The organism is Enterobacter sp. WI-ESBL-E8 (genome assembly GCF_053364895.1).
The window spans coordinates 2,543,240-2,558,956 of sequence record NZ_JBRWXJ010000001.1 but is presented as its reverse complement, the minus strand read 5'-3'; the positions used below and the strand labels follow the sequence as shown (position 1 = coordinate 2,558,956).

General features: G+C 57.8%; 13 protein-coding genes. 9 read left to right on the top strand and 4 right to left on the bottom strand.

From position 1 onward, the window contains the following. Nucleotides 1–26: 26 nt before the first annotated feature. The 9 genes from ACWHWP_RS12255 (at nucleotide 27) to dsbG (ending at nucleotide 9,145) form a co-directional block, all read left to right on the top strand. Nucleotides 27–1,043 (top strand): LacI family DNA-binding transcriptional regulator, encoded by a 1,017-nt coding sequence (locus ACWHWP_RS12255; protein ID WP_047348449.1) that lies wholly within the window; start codon nucleotides 27–29, stop codon nucleotides 1,041–1,043. A gap of 214 nt (nucleotides 1,044–1,257) precedes the next feature. After that, on the top strand, nucleotides 1,258–2,808 hold the full coding sequence (locus tag ACWHWP_RS12250) for a methyl-accepting chemotaxis protein (protein WP_447855693.1): 1,551 nt from the start codon (nucleotides 1,258–1,260) through the stop codon (nucleotides 2,806–2,808). Nucleotides 2,809–3,147: 339 nt separating this feature from the next. Then, nucleotides 3,148–3,927, top strand: coding sequence for an FRG domain-containing protein (locus ACWHWP_RS12245; protein ID WP_447855692.1), 780 nt, complete (start codon nucleotides 3,148–3,150; stop codon nucleotides 3,925–3,927). 281 nt (nucleotides 3,928–4,208) lie between these two features. Further along, on the top strand, nucleotides 4,209–4,628 hold the full coding sequence (locus ACWHWP_RS12240; RefSeq protein WP_447855691.1) for a hypothetical protein: 420 nt from the start codon (nucleotides 4,209–4,211) through the stop codon (nucleotides 4,626–4,628). A gap of 5 nt (nucleotides 4,629–4,633) precedes the next feature. After that, nucleotides 4,634–5,194 carry an RNA polymerase sigma factor gene (locus tag ACWHWP_RS12235; RefSeq protein ID WP_447856673.1) on the top strand — a complete coding sequence of 187 codons (561 nt, stop codon included), beginning with the start codon at nucleotides 4,634–4,636 and terminating at the stop codon, nucleotides 5,192–5,194. Nucleotides 5,195–5,281: 87 nt separating this feature from the next. Further along, nucleotides 5,282–5,653, top strand: a complete 372-nt coding sequence (locus tag ACWHWP_RS12230; RefSeq protein WP_059310024.1) for a hypothetical protein — start codon at nucleotides 5,282–5,284, stop codon at nucleotides 5,651–5,653. A 48-nt stretch (nucleotides 5,654–5,701) separates the two neighbouring features. Further along, a complete protein-coding gene (locus ACWHWP_RS12225) occupies nucleotides 5,702–7,726 on the top strand; it encodes a protein-disulfide reductase DsbD family protein (protein WP_447855690.1) in 2,025 nt (674 codons plus the stop codon). Between the two features lie 7 nt (nucleotides 7,727–7,733). Next, nucleotides 7,734–8,345, top strand: coding sequence for a DsbA family protein (locus ACWHWP_RS12220; protein ID WP_447855689.1), 612 nt, complete (start codon nucleotides 7,734–7,736; stop codon nucleotides 8,343–8,345). Between the two features lie 41 nt (nucleotides 8,346–8,386). Beyond that, nucleotides 8,387–9,145 carry a thiol:disulfide interchange protein DsbG gene (gene dsbG / locus ACWHWP_RS12215; RefSeq protein WP_063430084.1) on the top strand — a complete coding sequence of 253 codons (759 nt, stop codon included), beginning with the start codon at nucleotides 8,387–8,389 and terminating at the stop codon, nucleotides 9,143–9,145. A gap of 42 nt (nucleotides 9,146–9,187) precedes the next feature. Here the strand turns inward: dsbG and ACWHWP_RS12210 are convergent, their stop codons facing one another. From ACWHWP_RS12210 to ACWHWP_RS12195, 4 genes are all read right to left on the bottom strand, one after another. Next, entirely contained in the window at nucleotides 9,188–10,480 is a 1,293-nt protein-coding gene (locus tag ACWHWP_RS12210) for a glycoside hydrolase family 10 protein (RefSeq protein ID WP_063956418.1), read from the bottom strand. Nucleotides 10,481–10,487: 7 nt separating this feature from the next. After that, complete coding sequence (locus tag ACWHWP_RS12205; RefSeq protein WP_429052604.1) at nucleotides 10,488–10,775, bottom strand: VF530 family protein; 288 nt, start codon at nucleotides 10,773–10,775, stop codon at nucleotides 10,488–10,490. A gap of 94 nt (nucleotides 10,776–10,869) precedes the next feature. Beyond that, nucleotides 10,870–13,041, bottom strand: coding sequence for a glycosyl hydrolase 2 galactose-binding domain-containing protein (locus tag ACWHWP_RS12200; protein ID WP_447855688.1), 2,172 nt, complete (start codon nucleotides 13,039–13,041; stop codon nucleotides 10,870–10,872). Further along, complete coding sequence (locus tag ACWHWP_RS12195; RefSeq protein ID WP_447855687.1) at nucleotides 13,038–15,710, bottom strand: response regulator; 2,673 nt, start codon at nucleotides 15,708–15,710, stop codon at nucleotides 13,038–13,040. The genes ACWHWP_RS12200 and ACWHWP_RS12195 overlap by 4 nt, the downstream gene beginning before the upstream one ends. Between the last annotated feature and the right edge of the window lie 7 nt (nucleotides 15,711–15,717).

The window sequence follows — 15,717 nt, the reverse complement described above, 5'->3', positions numbered from 1 at the left end:
GTTTTGGCAGCCGGATCTAAGTCGTTGTGAGAAAAACAAAACGCGTCACCATTAAAGACATCGCGGAGCTGGCGGGTGTGTCAAAAGCCACCGCCAGCCTGGTACTGAACGGGCGCAGCAAAGAGCTTCGCGTGGCGGAAGAGACGCGCGAGCGCGTGCTGGCGATTGCAAAAGAGCACCACTATCAGCCCAGCATTCACGCCCGGTCGCTGCGCGATAACCGTAGCCACACTATTGGTCTGGTGGTTCCGGAGATCACCAACTACGGTTTTGCCGTCTTTTCTCACGAGCTGGAAACGCTGTGCCGCGAGGCGGGCGTTCAGCTGCTGATCTCCTGCAGCGATGAAAACCCGGGGCAGGAGACGGTGGTGGTGAACAACATGGTGGCGCGCCAGGTGGACGGCCTGATTGTGGCCTCCAGCATGCTTAACGATGCGGACTACCACAAGCTGAGCGAGCAGCTGCCCGTTGTCCTTTTCGACCGTCACATCAACGACAGCGCGCTGCCGCTGGTCATCACCGATTCCATTACCCCGACGGCGGCACTGGTGGCCGACATTGCGCGCCTCCATCCCGATGAGTTCTACTTCCTCGGCGGGCAGCCCCGCCTGTCCCCGACGCGCGACCGCCTGGAAGGGTTTAAGCAAGGGCTGCGAGACGCCGGCGTAGCGCTGCGCCCGGAGTGGATCATTCACGGCAACTATCACCCGAGCTCCGGTTACGAGATGTTTGCTGAACTCTGCGCTCGCCTGGGGCGTCCGCCGAAAGCGCTGTTCGCTGCCGCCTGCGGGCTGCTGGAAGGGGTGCTGCGCTATATGGGCCAACATAACCTGTTGCAAAGCGATATCAGGTTAGCCAGTTTTGACGATCACTATCTCTACGATTCGCTGACGATCCCCGTGGATACCATCCGCCAGGATAACCGCCAGCTGGCGTGGCACTGCTTTGATTTGATTAGCAAATTGATTGAGGGCGAGACACCGGAACCGCTACAGCGGAAGCTGGATGCCACCCTGCAGCGACGCTATAAGCCAGCGGTATAGGCCGGATCGATATACCCGTCATACTTCAAGTTGCAGGTGCGTTGGCTGCACTCACTCACCCCAGTCACGTACTTATGTACGCTCCCGGGGATTCGTTCCCTTGCCGCCTTCCTGCAACTCGAATTATTTTGGGTATACATCAATAACTTTAATTAATTTAAGTTTTGGAAGCGCCGATAACCATAAGGAATAATTTTCCTTGAGGTATTGGTTTATGTCGTTGAAAAAGTCGTCCCTGATTGTCCTGTTCTCGCTGCTTTTCTTCTTTGTTGTCAGCACCGTCACCAGCGTTGGCCTCATTATTAAAAGTAATAATTCCCTGGATAACGTGAACAAAGAGATCCAGGTTGTGCTGTCCATTATTGACCCCATCAACCACAGCCGTACGCTGCGCGTGCGGGTGATGGAATATGTGAAGATGGTGGAAGCGGGCAACTCGGCTGACGAGTCTACGAAGCTTGCCGCAGTAAAAGAGGCGCTGACCAAAGCGGACCACGCCTTTGCGGCCTTTATGGCGTCGCCGCGTCTGACGGATGAAGCCCCGCTGGTGAGTGCCTATCAGGATGCCTGGCAAAACTACCGCAACCAGGGGCTGGCGCCGCTGATCGATGCCGCCGCGGCGCACGATGTCGCCAAATTTAACGCGCTGATCCCGGAAGTGTCCCGCCTCGACCGCCAGTACGAGATCGTTCTCGACCAGGTGCTTTCCGTCCACCAGAAATACGCCAAAACCCTGAACGAGGATGCGAGCAGTAACTTCGTTTCCGGCCTGGTGATTATTGCCGCTATCGCCTGTCTGTTTGTGGTGGTGATTGTCGCCGTCAGCCTGCTGATGAAGCGCTTTGTCTTTGCACCGGTAAACCTGGCGCGCGAGCACTGCAGCCAGATTGCGGCAGGCAAGCTGGACATTCCGGTGCCGGTGAAGGGGAGCGCACATAACGAAATCGATCATCTGATGAGCTCGATGGAGCAGATGCGTCAGGCGCTGCTTGCGACCATCGCCCAGGTGCGCGATGCCAGCCATACCGTGACGCACGCGGCCCAGGAGATTGCCTCCGGGAATATCGACCTCGCTTCACGCACCGAGCAGCAGGCTTCCGCGCTGACCCAGACGGCGGCCAGCATGGAAGAGCTGAGCGCGACGGTGGCGAACAATACCGATAATGTGTATCAGGCCGGAAAACTGGTGCAGGACGCGGTGAAAAATGCCCACACCGGTGAAGCGGTGACCCGCGAAGTCATCGACACGATGAATACCATCGCGGCGAACTCGAAGCGCATCGAAGACATTACCAGCGTAATTAACAGCATCGCCTTCCAGACCAACATCCTGGCGCTGAACGCGGCGGTTGAAGCCGCACGCGCCGGCACGCAGGGGCGCGGCTTTGCGGTCGTAGCCAGCGAAGTGCGCACCCTGGCGCAGAAAAGCGCAGTGGCGGCCAAGGACATCGAGAGCCTGATTGCCCAGTCGGTTTCCAGCGTAAAAAACGGTGCGGAGCTGGTGAGCCGTTCAGGTGAGGTGATTGACTCGATTATTTCGTCGGTCAATAAAGTGAATACGCTGATGGAGCAGATCTCCGTCGCCTCTGAAGAGCAGAGTCGCGGGATAAGCCAGGTCGGGCAGGCGGTGACCGAGATGGATGGCGTGACCCAGCAGAACGCCGCGCTGGTGCAACAGTCCGCCGCGGCAGCGGCCTCGCTGGAAGAGCAGGCGCAGCAGCTATCGCGGAGTATTTCGAGTTTTAGTTTGCCGGTGCAGGCTTGATTGTATTAGGGAGGCTCCGCAGGGGGCCTTTTATTAGCTTAAGCACTGAAATATAGCTCTGTATAAACATGGGAATTAACTGGATTAATTAAACATGTTGTTTATAATGTAGGTGGTATTGTCCGTTGAAGAATTGAGGTGGCATAAGCAGTAAAAAATTGGTGGGTGTTATTTTATATTATAATGTTTAAAATCCTTGATGGGTATTCATTGATTTTAGTAAATGCAAGCATTAATATATAAGATGCAGCACAGTCATGCGACTTTCTGAAATGAATTTATCTTGCCGTTTTTTGTCTATAAGTGTTAATAATTAAATGTAATAAAGGAGTTTAAAGGATGGTACAGGAAATTGAGCTTGGGGATTGGGTTGAATTCAGAGAAACAGTTGGACAAATGTTCGGTGGGGTGAGCCGATATATTTTTAGAGGTCAATCAGATCGAGAGTGGAAACTCGAAAGCACTTTAACTCGGTTAGTGCAGCAAATCTCAAGGGATTTTAATTCACATGCCTTGGAGGAAATGCAGAAAGATAATTTTCGCATGAGGATTAGAGGGTTAAGGGGGAGTAATCCTTCTAAATTAAGTGATGAGGAAATATGGTGTCTTGGACAACATTATGGCCTATGTACACCTCTTTTGGACTGGAGTGAATCACCTTATATTGCAGCATATTTTGCGTATGAAAAGGTCAATACATGTTCAAGTGGTTGGCGTACTATTTTTGCTTTAGATAGATTAAATCTTGAGAAAAAAATTCAAGAAATGGACCTGTCTGATGAGTTTAAGTTTATTCAACCATTGCAAGATGATAATAATCGAATCATTGCGCAGGCAGGTTTGTTTACAAAAACACCAACTAATACTGATCTGGAGGCTTGGTTAATAGATAAGGAATTAGAAAGCTACCTTATAAAATTGCATGTTGAGGATGATTACAGATTAGATGCAATTAATGATCTGAAACTTATGAACATAATCGGCTCTACTATCTATCCTGACTTACATGGTGCCTCTGTTGCATGTAATATGTTGATCGAAAATATTTCTGATAATCATGAGTTGAGGAAGAATGTTAATGCAACTTTGAAGGCGCTTTTTCCAGAGAAATATAGTTAGCATGACTTTCAATTTCATATGGAAATTATAACTGTGGAGTGTTTTATGATGTTAAATAGAATACATATTCTGATTGGCGCTTTAGTACGCAGAAAACTGGCTCTATCTTAATACAATACTGATGCTAATTTATCCGCCGGATGTGTCAATACAGCGATATCAGGCTGCAAATCTGGTTATGTGGGTCCGAACATTTTTTATTTTTCCTGACAATATTTTGACTCCTCATCCGTCTACCTCATCACAAGCCATAATCAGTTACTGTAAACGAGGTAAACACCATGAGAGATTTTGATATGCACGGCAGAGGTCACGGGCGCGGATTTGGTCGCCACCGTATGGGCAAGGGCTTAGTCATCGGCGCGGTGATTTTCATCGTGCTCGGCCTGCTGGTGATGTCTCTGTGGAACGCCTTGCTCCCAGCCATCCTCGGCGTTAAGGCCATTGGATTCTGGCAGGCGCTGGGCATTCTGGTGCTGAGCCGCATTCTGTTTGGCGGGTTAGGTTTCCGCCCCGGGATGTTTGGTGCGCACCGCCGGATGCACGAGCGCTGGATGAACATGACGCCCGAACAGCGCGAGGCGTTTATTCAGCAACGTCGCGAAGGGTTCGGTCGCCACGGTCGTGGCCACTGCGGCTGGCATGGTCATCGTGACGAAAAACGCGATGACGCTACGCCAAAAACGCCGGAAGCAGAGTGAGCGAGATGAAAGCCGGGGAGGCGGGCGGATCCATGCTGATGTCGGCGCTCAATGCCTGCCGCGCCCGGCTGAAAGCCTTCATTCGCGGGCGGACGTCCGTCCGCGATGATGCCGACGACATTTTGCAGGAAGTGACGTATCAGCTGATGAAAGTGGAGCAGCCGGTCGAAAACGTTGCCGCCTGGCTGTTCCGCGCGGCGCGTAACGAGATGACCGACCGGGCGCGTAAAAAGCGCGAGGTGTCGCTCTCCGGCTATTTTACGGGCGATGACGAAGAGGGTTTTCCGGAGGACGAGCTGGCCGAAACCCTGTTCGGCGTACCGCACACGCCGGATGAGGAGTACCTCAAGACGCTGCTGTGGGAAGAACTGGGGCAGGCGCTGTCTGAACTGCCGCCGCCGCAGCGCGAGGTGTTTGAGAAGACCGAACTCCACGGCTACAGCATTAAAATGCTGGCAGAGGAGACCGGCGCCAGCGAACAGGCGCTGTTATCCCGCAAGCACAAGGCGGTACTGTTTCTGCGCACGCGGCTGCGGGACGTCTATGACGCCCTCACGGGCGAATAGCGGCGACAGACAAAACCTTACACTTCCGGCACTTGTAGATTCATCACTATCGTTTATGATCGGGGCGTCTTGTTACTCTGGAATGTTATGCGCAACCGTCAGCTCCTCGGAAAATGGCTTTTGATCGTCACCTGTCTCGCGATGGCAATTTGCCTCGTGCAGAAGGCGGTGTATCTCAACCATTTTTTACAGGGACTGGATCCGCAGATTTCTCTGGTGGCAGATGCCCCGGCTCAAAGCAGCAGCACTGAACAATCCGGCCCGTCGCCCTGTCAGCTGGGCGCACACTCGCTGCTTTGCGCGCAGCCGCTGTTCTTCGACGGTGCGCTACCGGCCATTATTATCTTCTTCGCGCTGCTGCAGCTCTTTACGCAAGGGCGGGCATTTGCTCCCGCAGAACAGCCCGTTCAGGCTCCGCCTCCCCGAATACACCTGAAAAACTGCGTTTTCCGTGAATGAAAATCATCGTCACCGCACGATAATTTTTCACTGTTCACGGAGTAAAACATGGTTAACCTCTTCAGGGGATTCGTCTTCCTGTGGCTGTCCTGCATCGGCATTGCCCATGCGGCGGACACGGGCTGGCTGGTTTCCCCAAAAAACGATCACGCCCGCATCCGCCTTCAGGCGGAGAGGGAGCAAACGCACATTAAAGGCCTGCTCACCGTTGAGCTAAAGCCCGGCTGGAAAACCTACTGGCGATCGCCGGGCGAGGGCGGCGTGGCGCCGAAAATCAGCTGGCCGGCAGGCGTAACGGATAGCTGGTCCTGGCCGGTCCCGTCGCGCTTCGATATCTCCGGCATGACCACGCAGGGCTATCACGATAGGGTGCAAATCCCGATTATGCTCGACGGGGTGAAGGGCGACGCGCTCGACGGAACGCTCACGCTCTCCACCTGCAGTAACGTCTGCCTGCTGACGGACTACCCGCTGCACCTCGATTTTACCCAGCCGGTGGATGACGGCTTCCGCAGCGCCTTCGAGCAAGCAATGCGCGCCGTGCCGGGCACGTCGGGCGTTGCTGCCGATTTGTCCGCCTGGCTCTCTGACGGCAGCCTGGTGGTGACGGGAACGACGGACGGGAAATGGGATAATCCGGGGATCTACTTTGACCCGCTGGAGGGCGATATTCTGCCCGGCGAGCCGGTCATTACCCACGACGGCAACCGGCTTCGGGTAACGGTGCCCGTTACCGATGAATGGGGCGATAAGCCCGCCTCCCTGGAGGGCAAAGCCCTTTCGTTCGTGCTGACCAACGGCGACCGGGCGCAGCAAACCTCACTCACCGTTGGGGCAACGCCTGACGCACCCTCTGCGCCTGGCGGGACCGGCAAAATGGTGCTCTTTGCGCTGCTGGGCGGGCTGATCCTGAACCTGATGCCCTGCGTACTGCCGGTGATGGGCATGAAGCTAAACAGCATCCTCCACGCGGGCTCGGACAGCCGTACGATTAGGCTGCGCTTTCTGGCCACCAGCGCCGGGATCGTGACCTCCTTTATGCTGCTGGCCGCGATGGTCACCGCGCTTAAGCTGGCCGGCGCGTCGCTGGGGTGGGGCATTCAGTTCCAGAATCCGTGGTTTATCGGTCTGATGGTCGCCGTCACCTTCCTGTTTGCGCTGAACCTGTTTGGAACCTTTGAGATGCTGCTGCCCTCAGCCGCCGCAGGACGGCTGGCAGCGGCAGGGGGAACGGGGATTGGCGGCAGCTTCTGCGAAGGGATGTTCGCCACGCTGCTGGCTACTCCGTGCTCCGCGCCGTTCCTTGGTACCGCGGTCGCCTTTGCCCTTGGCGCGCCGCTGCACGCCCTGTGGCTCATCTTCCTGATGCTCGGTCTGGGCATGAGCCTGCCGTGGCTGTTTGTCGCGCTGGTGCCGAAAACGGCCCTGCTGCTGCCTAAACCCGGGCGCTGGATGAACACGCTGAAAGTCGTTCTCGGCCTGATGATGCTGGCCTCCAGCTTCTGGCTGGCATCGCTGCTGAGCCTGCATCTGGGCGAGGCGGTCACGCAGGTCGTGATGCTGGTTCTGGTCGCCGTTGCGCTGACGCTGTTCGTTATGAAGCGTCAGGCGTCCTCGCCGCTGTTCTGGCTCGTGGTCATCGCGCTGTCGGCGTTCGGCGGGTATCAGGTGCGCGGGCTGCTTAACGCGCCGCCCGACGCGCCGGCGCAAAATACCGCGCAGGCCATCCCGTGGCAGCCGCTCAGCGAGGAGGCCATCGGGCACGCGCTGGCGCAGGGGAAGCGGGTGTTTGTGGATATCTCTGCCGACTGGTGCGTGACCTGTAAGGTGAACGAGCATCGGGTGCTCAATCAGCCGGACATCATTGCCGCACTGCACCAGCCGGACGTGGTGGCCCTGCGCGGAGACTGGAGCCAGCCTTCTGCAATGATTGCCGATTTTCTGGCGAAGCGAAACCGCTACGCCATTCCGTTTAACGCGGTGTATGGCCCCGGCCTGCCTGATGGCGAAATCCTCTCGCCGCTGCTGGACAAGCGCACCCTGGTCACCACCCTGAACAACGCAAAAGGCTAACCGTGCTATGAAAAAATTCCTTATTACGCTTCTGCTCCTGCTGGCCCCGGTTCAGGTATTCGCGGCCGAGCCGCTGACGCCGGACCAGGAACAGCGCGCGCAGAAGATGGTGTATGATTTTCTGTTTAACGATCCAAACTCCCCGCGCATCGGCGCGAAAAACCCCAGGCTGACCCTGGTGGTGTTCACCGACTACAACTGTCCGTACTGTAAAAAATTCGATCCGTACCTGGAGAAGATTGTCGAAAAATACCCGGACGTGGCGGTGGTCTTTAAGTTTTTACCTTTCCGCTCGGAAAGTTCGCTGACCGCGGCGCGGGATGCGTTAACGCTCTGGCGTCAGGATCCCGGGCAGTTTATGAAGCTGAACCACACCCTGATGGCGAAGAAGGGCTACCACGATGACGCCAGCATTCAGGAGGCGCAGAAGCGGGCGGGCGTGAGCGTCACGGCGCCGGATGACGAGAGCCTGCTGACGATCAGGCGCAGCACGATCGTCGCGGAAAAAATGGGGATCCAGGGAACGCCCGCCACGCTTATCGGCGAGGGATTGCTTCCCGGCTGGGTGCCTTTTGAGCAGTTCGATGAAATGGTCAGCGACGCACTGAAAAACCGCTAACCTGAAGGGGGCGTAATGCCCCCGACAAACCGGAGAGGGAAATGAAAAAATTACTGTTACTTTCGGCGCTGGCGACGTCAGGGCTGGTACAGGCCGCTGAAGCCATACCGGACGTGGTGAAGCACTTCAGCGAGCAGCAGAACATTAAAATCATCAAGAAGCTGGATGTACCCGGCGGTGCGCCAGCCTGGCTGGGGCAGTTTCAGGACATGGGCGTCACGCTGTTTTTAACGCCGGACGGCAAGCACGTCATCTCAGGCTATCTGTACGATGATAAGGGAAAAAACCTCAGCGAAGGGATTTTCCAGAAAGAGATCTACGCCCCGATGGGACGCGAAATGTGGAAGACGCTCAACGCGGCGCATCCCCTGAAGGAAGGGGCGGATAACGCCCCGCGTAAAGTTTTTGTCTTCGCCGATCCGTTCTGCCCGTACTGCAAGCAGTTCTGGTCCGAGGCGCAGCCGTGGGTGAAGGCCGGTAAGGTTCAGCTCAACACGCTGCTGGTGGCGTTTCTCAACCCCAACAGCGGACGTAACGCCGCCGCGATCCTGAATGCGAAGGATCCGGTCTCTGCCTGGCGCGAATACGAGCTTTCCGGTGGGAAAAAGTTACCGAAGCCAGAGGGCGAGGCTTCCCGCGAAACGGTAGCGATACTGCAGAAGCACCAGGCGCTGATGGACAGCCTGGGCGCTAATGCCACGCCGGCCATCTATTACATGAATGCGGAAAATGAGCTGCAGCAGGTGGTCGGTATGCCGGATGCGCAGCAGCTTGAGGCGATGTTCGGGCCGAAGCCGTAAAAAAAAACAGGCAGAAACAGGGCGTTTCTGCCTGACATTCACCTAGCTGCCCCAGCGTCCTTTCAGGTAGTTCACCGCCTGCTGCGTCTGCGGCTGGTTCAGGTAATCTTCCCGGAACAGGATGGTGCCGTTGACGTTGGGCAGCGAATCGTTGAGGTCGAGCTGCTTTTTCAGCTCCGGCACGCCGCCCTGAACCGTCCAGTCCGGCTCATTTTTCGACGGCTCGCCCACCTTGTAGAATGCAATGCCGATATACAGGCGAGTGTGGGTCGGCTTCACCACGTCGGCCCACCACCTGGTCAGCACGTCGTAGCGCGCGGCATCTCGCGAGAACGGCCAGTAAATCTGCGGAGCGATGTAGTCCAGCAGGCCCTGCTGCACCCACTGACGCGTGTCGGCGTAGGATTCATCATAGGCCGCGGCGCCGCGGGTGTCGGAGCCTGCCGGGTCAAACGAGCGGTTACGCCACACGCCCGCCGGGCTGACGCCGAACTCCACGCCGGGCTTTGTCTGTTTAATCGCCCGGGAAACCTGGACGATCAGCTGCTGCGTGTTGTGTCTGCGCCAGTCGGCTTTTGAGGCAAATCCCTGGCCGTACTGCCGCCAGGTCTGCGCGTCATTGAGCGCTGAGCCGGGCGTTTCGGTATAGAAGTAATCGTCAAACTGCACGCCGTCTATCGGGTAGTTCGCCACCACTTCGGTCACCACCCGGGTTATCCAGTCGCGAACTTCCGGAATGCCCGGGTCGAGCACAAAGCGGTCGCCCGAGACGCGCACCCACTCCGGGTGCTGGACATAGACGCTGGACGGGGTCTGGTATGACGTCCGGTTCAGGGCGGCGATGGTTGACGGCTTCGTGTTGGTTGACACGCGGTACGGATTGAACCAGGCATGCACCTTCATGCCGCGCTTGTGCGCTTCATCGAGCATAAACTGTAGCGGGTCGTATCCCGGGTACTCGCCGATGTTGCCCGTCAGCATATCCGACCACGGTAAAATTTTTGATGACCAGAGCGCCGTGCTGTCCGGCTTCACCTGGAAAAATACCGTGTTAATGCCGAGGTGCTTCAGGTTGTCGAGCTTGCTGGTCAGCGCCTGCTTTTGCATTGCGATACGCTGGTCAGCGCTGCGGCCGTTCACCGAGGCCACCGGTGGCCAGTCGAGACGACTGACCGTTGCCAGCCAGATCCCGCGCATCGGCTCGTTTGCCTGCTGCGTCGGTTTGCTCGCGGTGGGAAGAGGGGTAACCAGTGACTTTGGCGGTTTTGAGGAGCAGCTCACAAGTAAAAGCGCGCAGCCAGCCAGCGCACCAATCCGTTTTACGTGTCGCGTCATTTGCGTATTAGCTCTTTGTAATCCGACTGTTGGCCCAGGGATTAAAGGCGGGCGCCTCCTGTTCAGTACTCAACTCATCGTCGAGAGAGTCCAGATACAGGGCTTCAACCTCCGCGCGCGCCCACGGGGTACGGCGCAGAAATTTCAGGCTCGATTTAACGCTGGGATCTTTTCTGAAACAGTTAATTTTGATTCGGTCACCCAGCTCGCTCCAGCCATATTTCGCCACCAGGGCGTTGACCATCATCTCCAGCGTTACGCCATGCAAAGGATCTTTGGAAATATGTGCAGTCATAGGCGTCCGGATGTCTCGATTTTCAGGGGAATGGGGTAAACGCTGAAAGGGTACAAGAAAGCAGGGGAAGCGGCAATTTTCCTTTTCCCCTCGCTCACTTTATAACGGACTCCGTGCGCTGATTTTCACCGATAATTTTCCCCGCACTGTTTTCAATCGTGAACCGAATCGACACGTCATCCTGGCCCGCGGGCGTGGCCGTCAGCGTTTTGACCCTCGTTCCCGAGTCTGCAGCGATGGTCATCGTCATCGTGCCCTTTTCCAGGACCTTATCGCGCTGGGTGATGCGCCAGGTCAGACGGCATTCACGGCACGGTTTCCAGGTGTCGTTGATGGCCCACAGATGTACGGTCGCCGCCGCGCCGGATTGCCACTGTGCGGTGACCGGTTCAATGGAGGGCAGAATGGGCTGATACGCGCGTTTTAAGGCGTAAAAACCGGCTTTTGGCTTGCGCAGGTAGTCCACCACGCCCCAGTTGATGGAGGGCCAGGTTTCGACAAACATGAAGTGGAACAGCGCCGTTACCGGCTGGTATCGCTGCCGGCGGTAGCTCTCTGCTGCCGTGGCCACCAGCTGCGACTGATACGCCTGGGTATTGCGGATCATCTCCTGAATGTTGTTTCCGCGCGGGACACCGGCAAATTTAAACGTCTGAAAGGGCTGGAAGTTATGGTATTTCCAGACGGTCCAGCCGGGATCGTCGGCGGCGGTGGTTTTTGGCCAAAGGTACGACGCTGGGATGATGGTTTTTAGCGTGGACAGGCGGGGAAGCGCCTGCGCGCCGAACTCGGTAATGATCCCCGTTTTGGCCGGTGCCAGCAGGTCGCGCACGGTACCGAAATACCAGCCCGCCCAGTAATGCTCCTCAACGGCGGAAAAGCGGTGCACGATGCGGGAGGTATCTTCGGCAAGCGTGTCCGCCACCCGCTGCGTGAGCGTGCGGTTCAGGTCTTTGTTCCAGTCCGGGAAGCGTTTTTCCATCCACGGCGAATTCCAGGGCGGTTCGTTATGCCCGCCCCAGACAATGATGGCGGGAGAATTACCGAACTGTTCCATCATTTCCCGCGTCTGCCGCACCGCATTTTGCGTAAAGGCGTCGCTGCTGTCGTAGCCCCACTGCAGCGGAACATCCTGCCAGATCATCATGCCCGTCTCATCTGCAACGTCATACAGCGCGCGCCCGGCAACGTGTCCGTGCACGCGTATGGCGTTGGCGTTCATGGCTTTTACCAGCCGCAAATCGCGACGATATTTCTCTCGCGTCATGGTGCCGAGCCAGGGGGAACCGATGTAATTGCTGCCCTTAATGAAAAGGCGCCGGTCGTTAATGAGCCAGCCTTTATTGTCGGGTTGCTCAACGATCTTGCGCAGCCCGGTGCGGGTGACCGCCGTATCCATCAGGCCGATTTCGTCCCGCAGCGACGCGCGAACGTGATACAGGTGGGGTTTTCCCGTGCCGACGGGCCACCACAGTTTCGCCCCCGGCATGGGCAGCGTTACCTGTGCGGAATGGGCGCCGCTTTCGAGGGCCACCGGAAAGTCTGCCAGAAAGCGTCTGCCGCTGAAGTTTGCTGGCGTAGCGGCGAGACGCAGAGTAGCCTGACCCTTGTGGAGTGCGCGATAGCGAATCTCAGCCTTCAACGTCGGGTGCGCCAGCCCCTGCGACCAGTCGGGCCGCAGGATGAGCTCATCAAGGGTGGCGCCCCGGCTAAGATGCAGCCTGACCGGCGCCCAGATGCCGCCTGAGTTGGCATCCTGTCCTTCCGGCGACCAGGCGCCTCCGGGACGCGTGTCATGCTGATTAAGAATTCCCTTCATGGCCGTTTTATGCAGCGGCCAGACCTTGTGCGGATCTTCGTAAGGGCTATCCACTCTGACCACGAGCCGGTTGTGACGTTGTAACGCAGCGCTGGCGTCCAGCGAAAAGCGCTGGAAATAGCCCTCATGCTTGCCCAGCGGCTGGCCGTTCAGCGTGACATCCGCCAGGTAATCGACGCCGTCAAACACCAGAGTGCTCATCACGTCGGGCGGCTGCGCGGGCAGGGAAAACGCGTGCTTATACCAGAGCGCCCCCTGGCGATCGTACCCGGCGCTGTACCAGTTGGCGGGGACCTTAATCGGGCTCCAGCCTGTCGCGGGAGGAGGCGCAGGGTCGTTGGCGTCCTGAACCTGCCAGGTGCCCGCCAGAGACCAGCTAACCGGTAACGGGTTCGCCGCCAGCGGTGGGATAAACAACGCAAAGAGCAGCGCGCAGCTACGTGTCATGGTTCGTTTACCCCGCGCGCGTTGAGCCACGCCGTCAGGCGCAGCGATTCCTTTTGAAGACGCTGGTTTAGCGTCGCAAGCTGTTGCCGCTCCAGCGCGTGCGCCTCACTCTCCAGCGCCTGCAGCTGCCGGGCGAGTGGCCCGAAATCCAGCGTGACGGCTTCCCCGCGCAGCTTGTGGGCCGCGCGCCGCAGCGCTTCACGGTCATCGCTGTCTATAGCCCGGCTGATAGCGTTCATGGCCTCCTCCAGCCCTTCGCCAAACAGGGATAGCAGCTCCTGAACCAGGGCCGGGTCGTCGGCGCACTGCTTCAGCAGGCGCGCTTCATCCGGGAAGGCGAAGGGTTCATCGTGGCGCGGCAGTACGCGGGCAATCTCCTCAGCGAGGCGCTCGTGGCTGATGGGTTTGGCAATGTAGCCGTCGAAGCCCATGTTAAGACAGCGCTCTTTATCCCCCTGCATGGCGTGTGCGGTCATGGCGACGGTGGGTTGAGCCGGTCCGGGGCGGGAGCGTTCCTCCTCGCGAAGCAGGCGAATGGCGGTCTCACCGTCCATCTCCGGCATCTGAAGATCGATCAGCAAAATGTCCCACGCGCCCGCGCGCCAGCGTTCAAGCAGCGCGACGCCGTTGTCGACGATCTGACAGGTATGGCCGAGCCGCTCCAGCAGGCGCGCGGCGACCTTCTGATTGACCAGGTTATCTTCAGCCAGCAGGATCCGCAGTCCCGCCGCGCCAGTCGCGGCGACCGTTGCAGACGCAGTTTCACCCACGGTTTTCGGCGAACGTTCAAACGCCGCGGCAATAGCCTGATGCAGCTCGTCCTGGGCGATAGGCTTATGCAGATAGTTTTTGATCCCGATCCGCTTGAGCATATTGATATCAAAATGCCGGCTCATGGAACTCAGCATAATGATATGGCTATCGGTAACCTGCGGCAGAACCGAAAGCTCAAGGGCCAGAGACACGCCGTCCATCTCCGGCATCTGTGCGTCCAGCAGGATCAGCGGCCAGGACGGTCCAGCGGTAACCCGATTAATGGCCTCGCTGGCGTTGTTGACGCAGGTGGGTTTCAGCCCCATCTGGCTGAGCATGGCGGCCAGCAGGCGCAGATTCGTTTCGTTATCATCCACGACCAGCACGGGCTCACCGTTAAAGCGATGGCTGTGCGGGCGTTCCTCCGGGGCAAGAAACTGCGTGGCAAGCGGCAGGAAGAACGAAAATTCGCTGCCTTTCCCCGGCTCGCTGGTGACCGTTAACTCGCCGCCCATCGCCGCTACCAGCCGCGCCGAGATGGTTAGCCCGAGCCCCGTGCCGCCGTAGCGGCGGGTGGTTGAGTTATCCGCCTGGCTGAAGGCTTCAAAAATGGCCTTCTGCTTATCGGCGGGGATACCTATTCCGCTGTCGCGCACCCGAAAACGCCAGTGGCTCTCGCTATCGCCGGGCTCAACAACCAGGATGACTTCCCCGTGGTGCGTAAATTTCAGCGCGTTGCCCAGCAGATTGGTCAGGATTTGACGCAGCCGGGCGCCATCGACTATCAGCACGTCGGGGACGTCGGGGGCAATATCCACCAGAAGCTCAATGCCTTTTTCGCTCGCGCCCGGCATGTGCGGGCGAATAAGCGACTGAATAAACGGGCGAACCGAGACCGGCTCTGCCTCCAGCTCCACTTTGCCGGCTTCAATGCGGGAAAAGTCGAGAATATCGTTGATGATATGCAGCAAAGACTGCGCTGAACTCATGACCAGCGTCAGGTAGTCACGCTGGTCGGCGCTGAGGGCGGTATCCAGGCACAGCTGGGTCATGCCAATAATGCCGTTCATCGGCGTGCGAATTTCATGGCTCATGTTCGCCAGAAACGCGCTTTTCGCCTCGTTGGCCTTCCTCGCGTCCTGGGCGGCGTTGATGGCCAGTATTTCAGCCTCTTTACGCCGCGTAATATCCTGTAGGGTGCCAATAACGCGCTCGGCGTTTCCCTCAATGGAGAGCGTGACCACCTGCCCGGAAAGCATCATCCAGCGCAATCCTTCGCTGGGGTGATGCACGCGAATTTCACACTCAAAGACCGGGCGGTGATCCTGCTTCGAGGCGTGAAGCGCTTTTCGCAGCGCGGCGAGATCGTCTTCATGAACCTGGTTGAGCAAAAAACGCACCGGATATTGCCACTGCGTTCGCGACTGGCCCAGCATGGCAAGCAGGGTGTCGTTCACCTGTAGCGCGTCGCCGGAAACCTGCCAGTCCCAGATCCCAATGTGGATGGATTCCGCCGTCAGCAGAAAATCGTCGTGCAGCTGGTGGCGCGCCCGCTGCGCTTCATCCAGCTCCGTGATATCGCTGTGCAGGCTGACAATGCCGCCGTCCGCAAGGCGCTGATGCTGCACGAAGATCCGCCGCTGGCCCGCCTGCCGTACCTCACAGTGTTTATCCTGCCGACAGTTGCGCACGACCGACTCGCGCAGCGTCTGGCGAAGGCCGGGATCGACGTTGTAAACCGCGTCGATAAAGCGTTCCGCCAGCGCTTCAAGCGTTGTGCCCACCTTTAGCCACGGGGTAATGACCGGATAAAAAAGGGCCACGTTGTGATTCCAGGCCTGCAGGCGTTCATCGCGGTCATAAATCATGACGGCGGCCGGCAGCGCGTTAAGATCGTACGTGAATGCGCTCATCATGATCCTC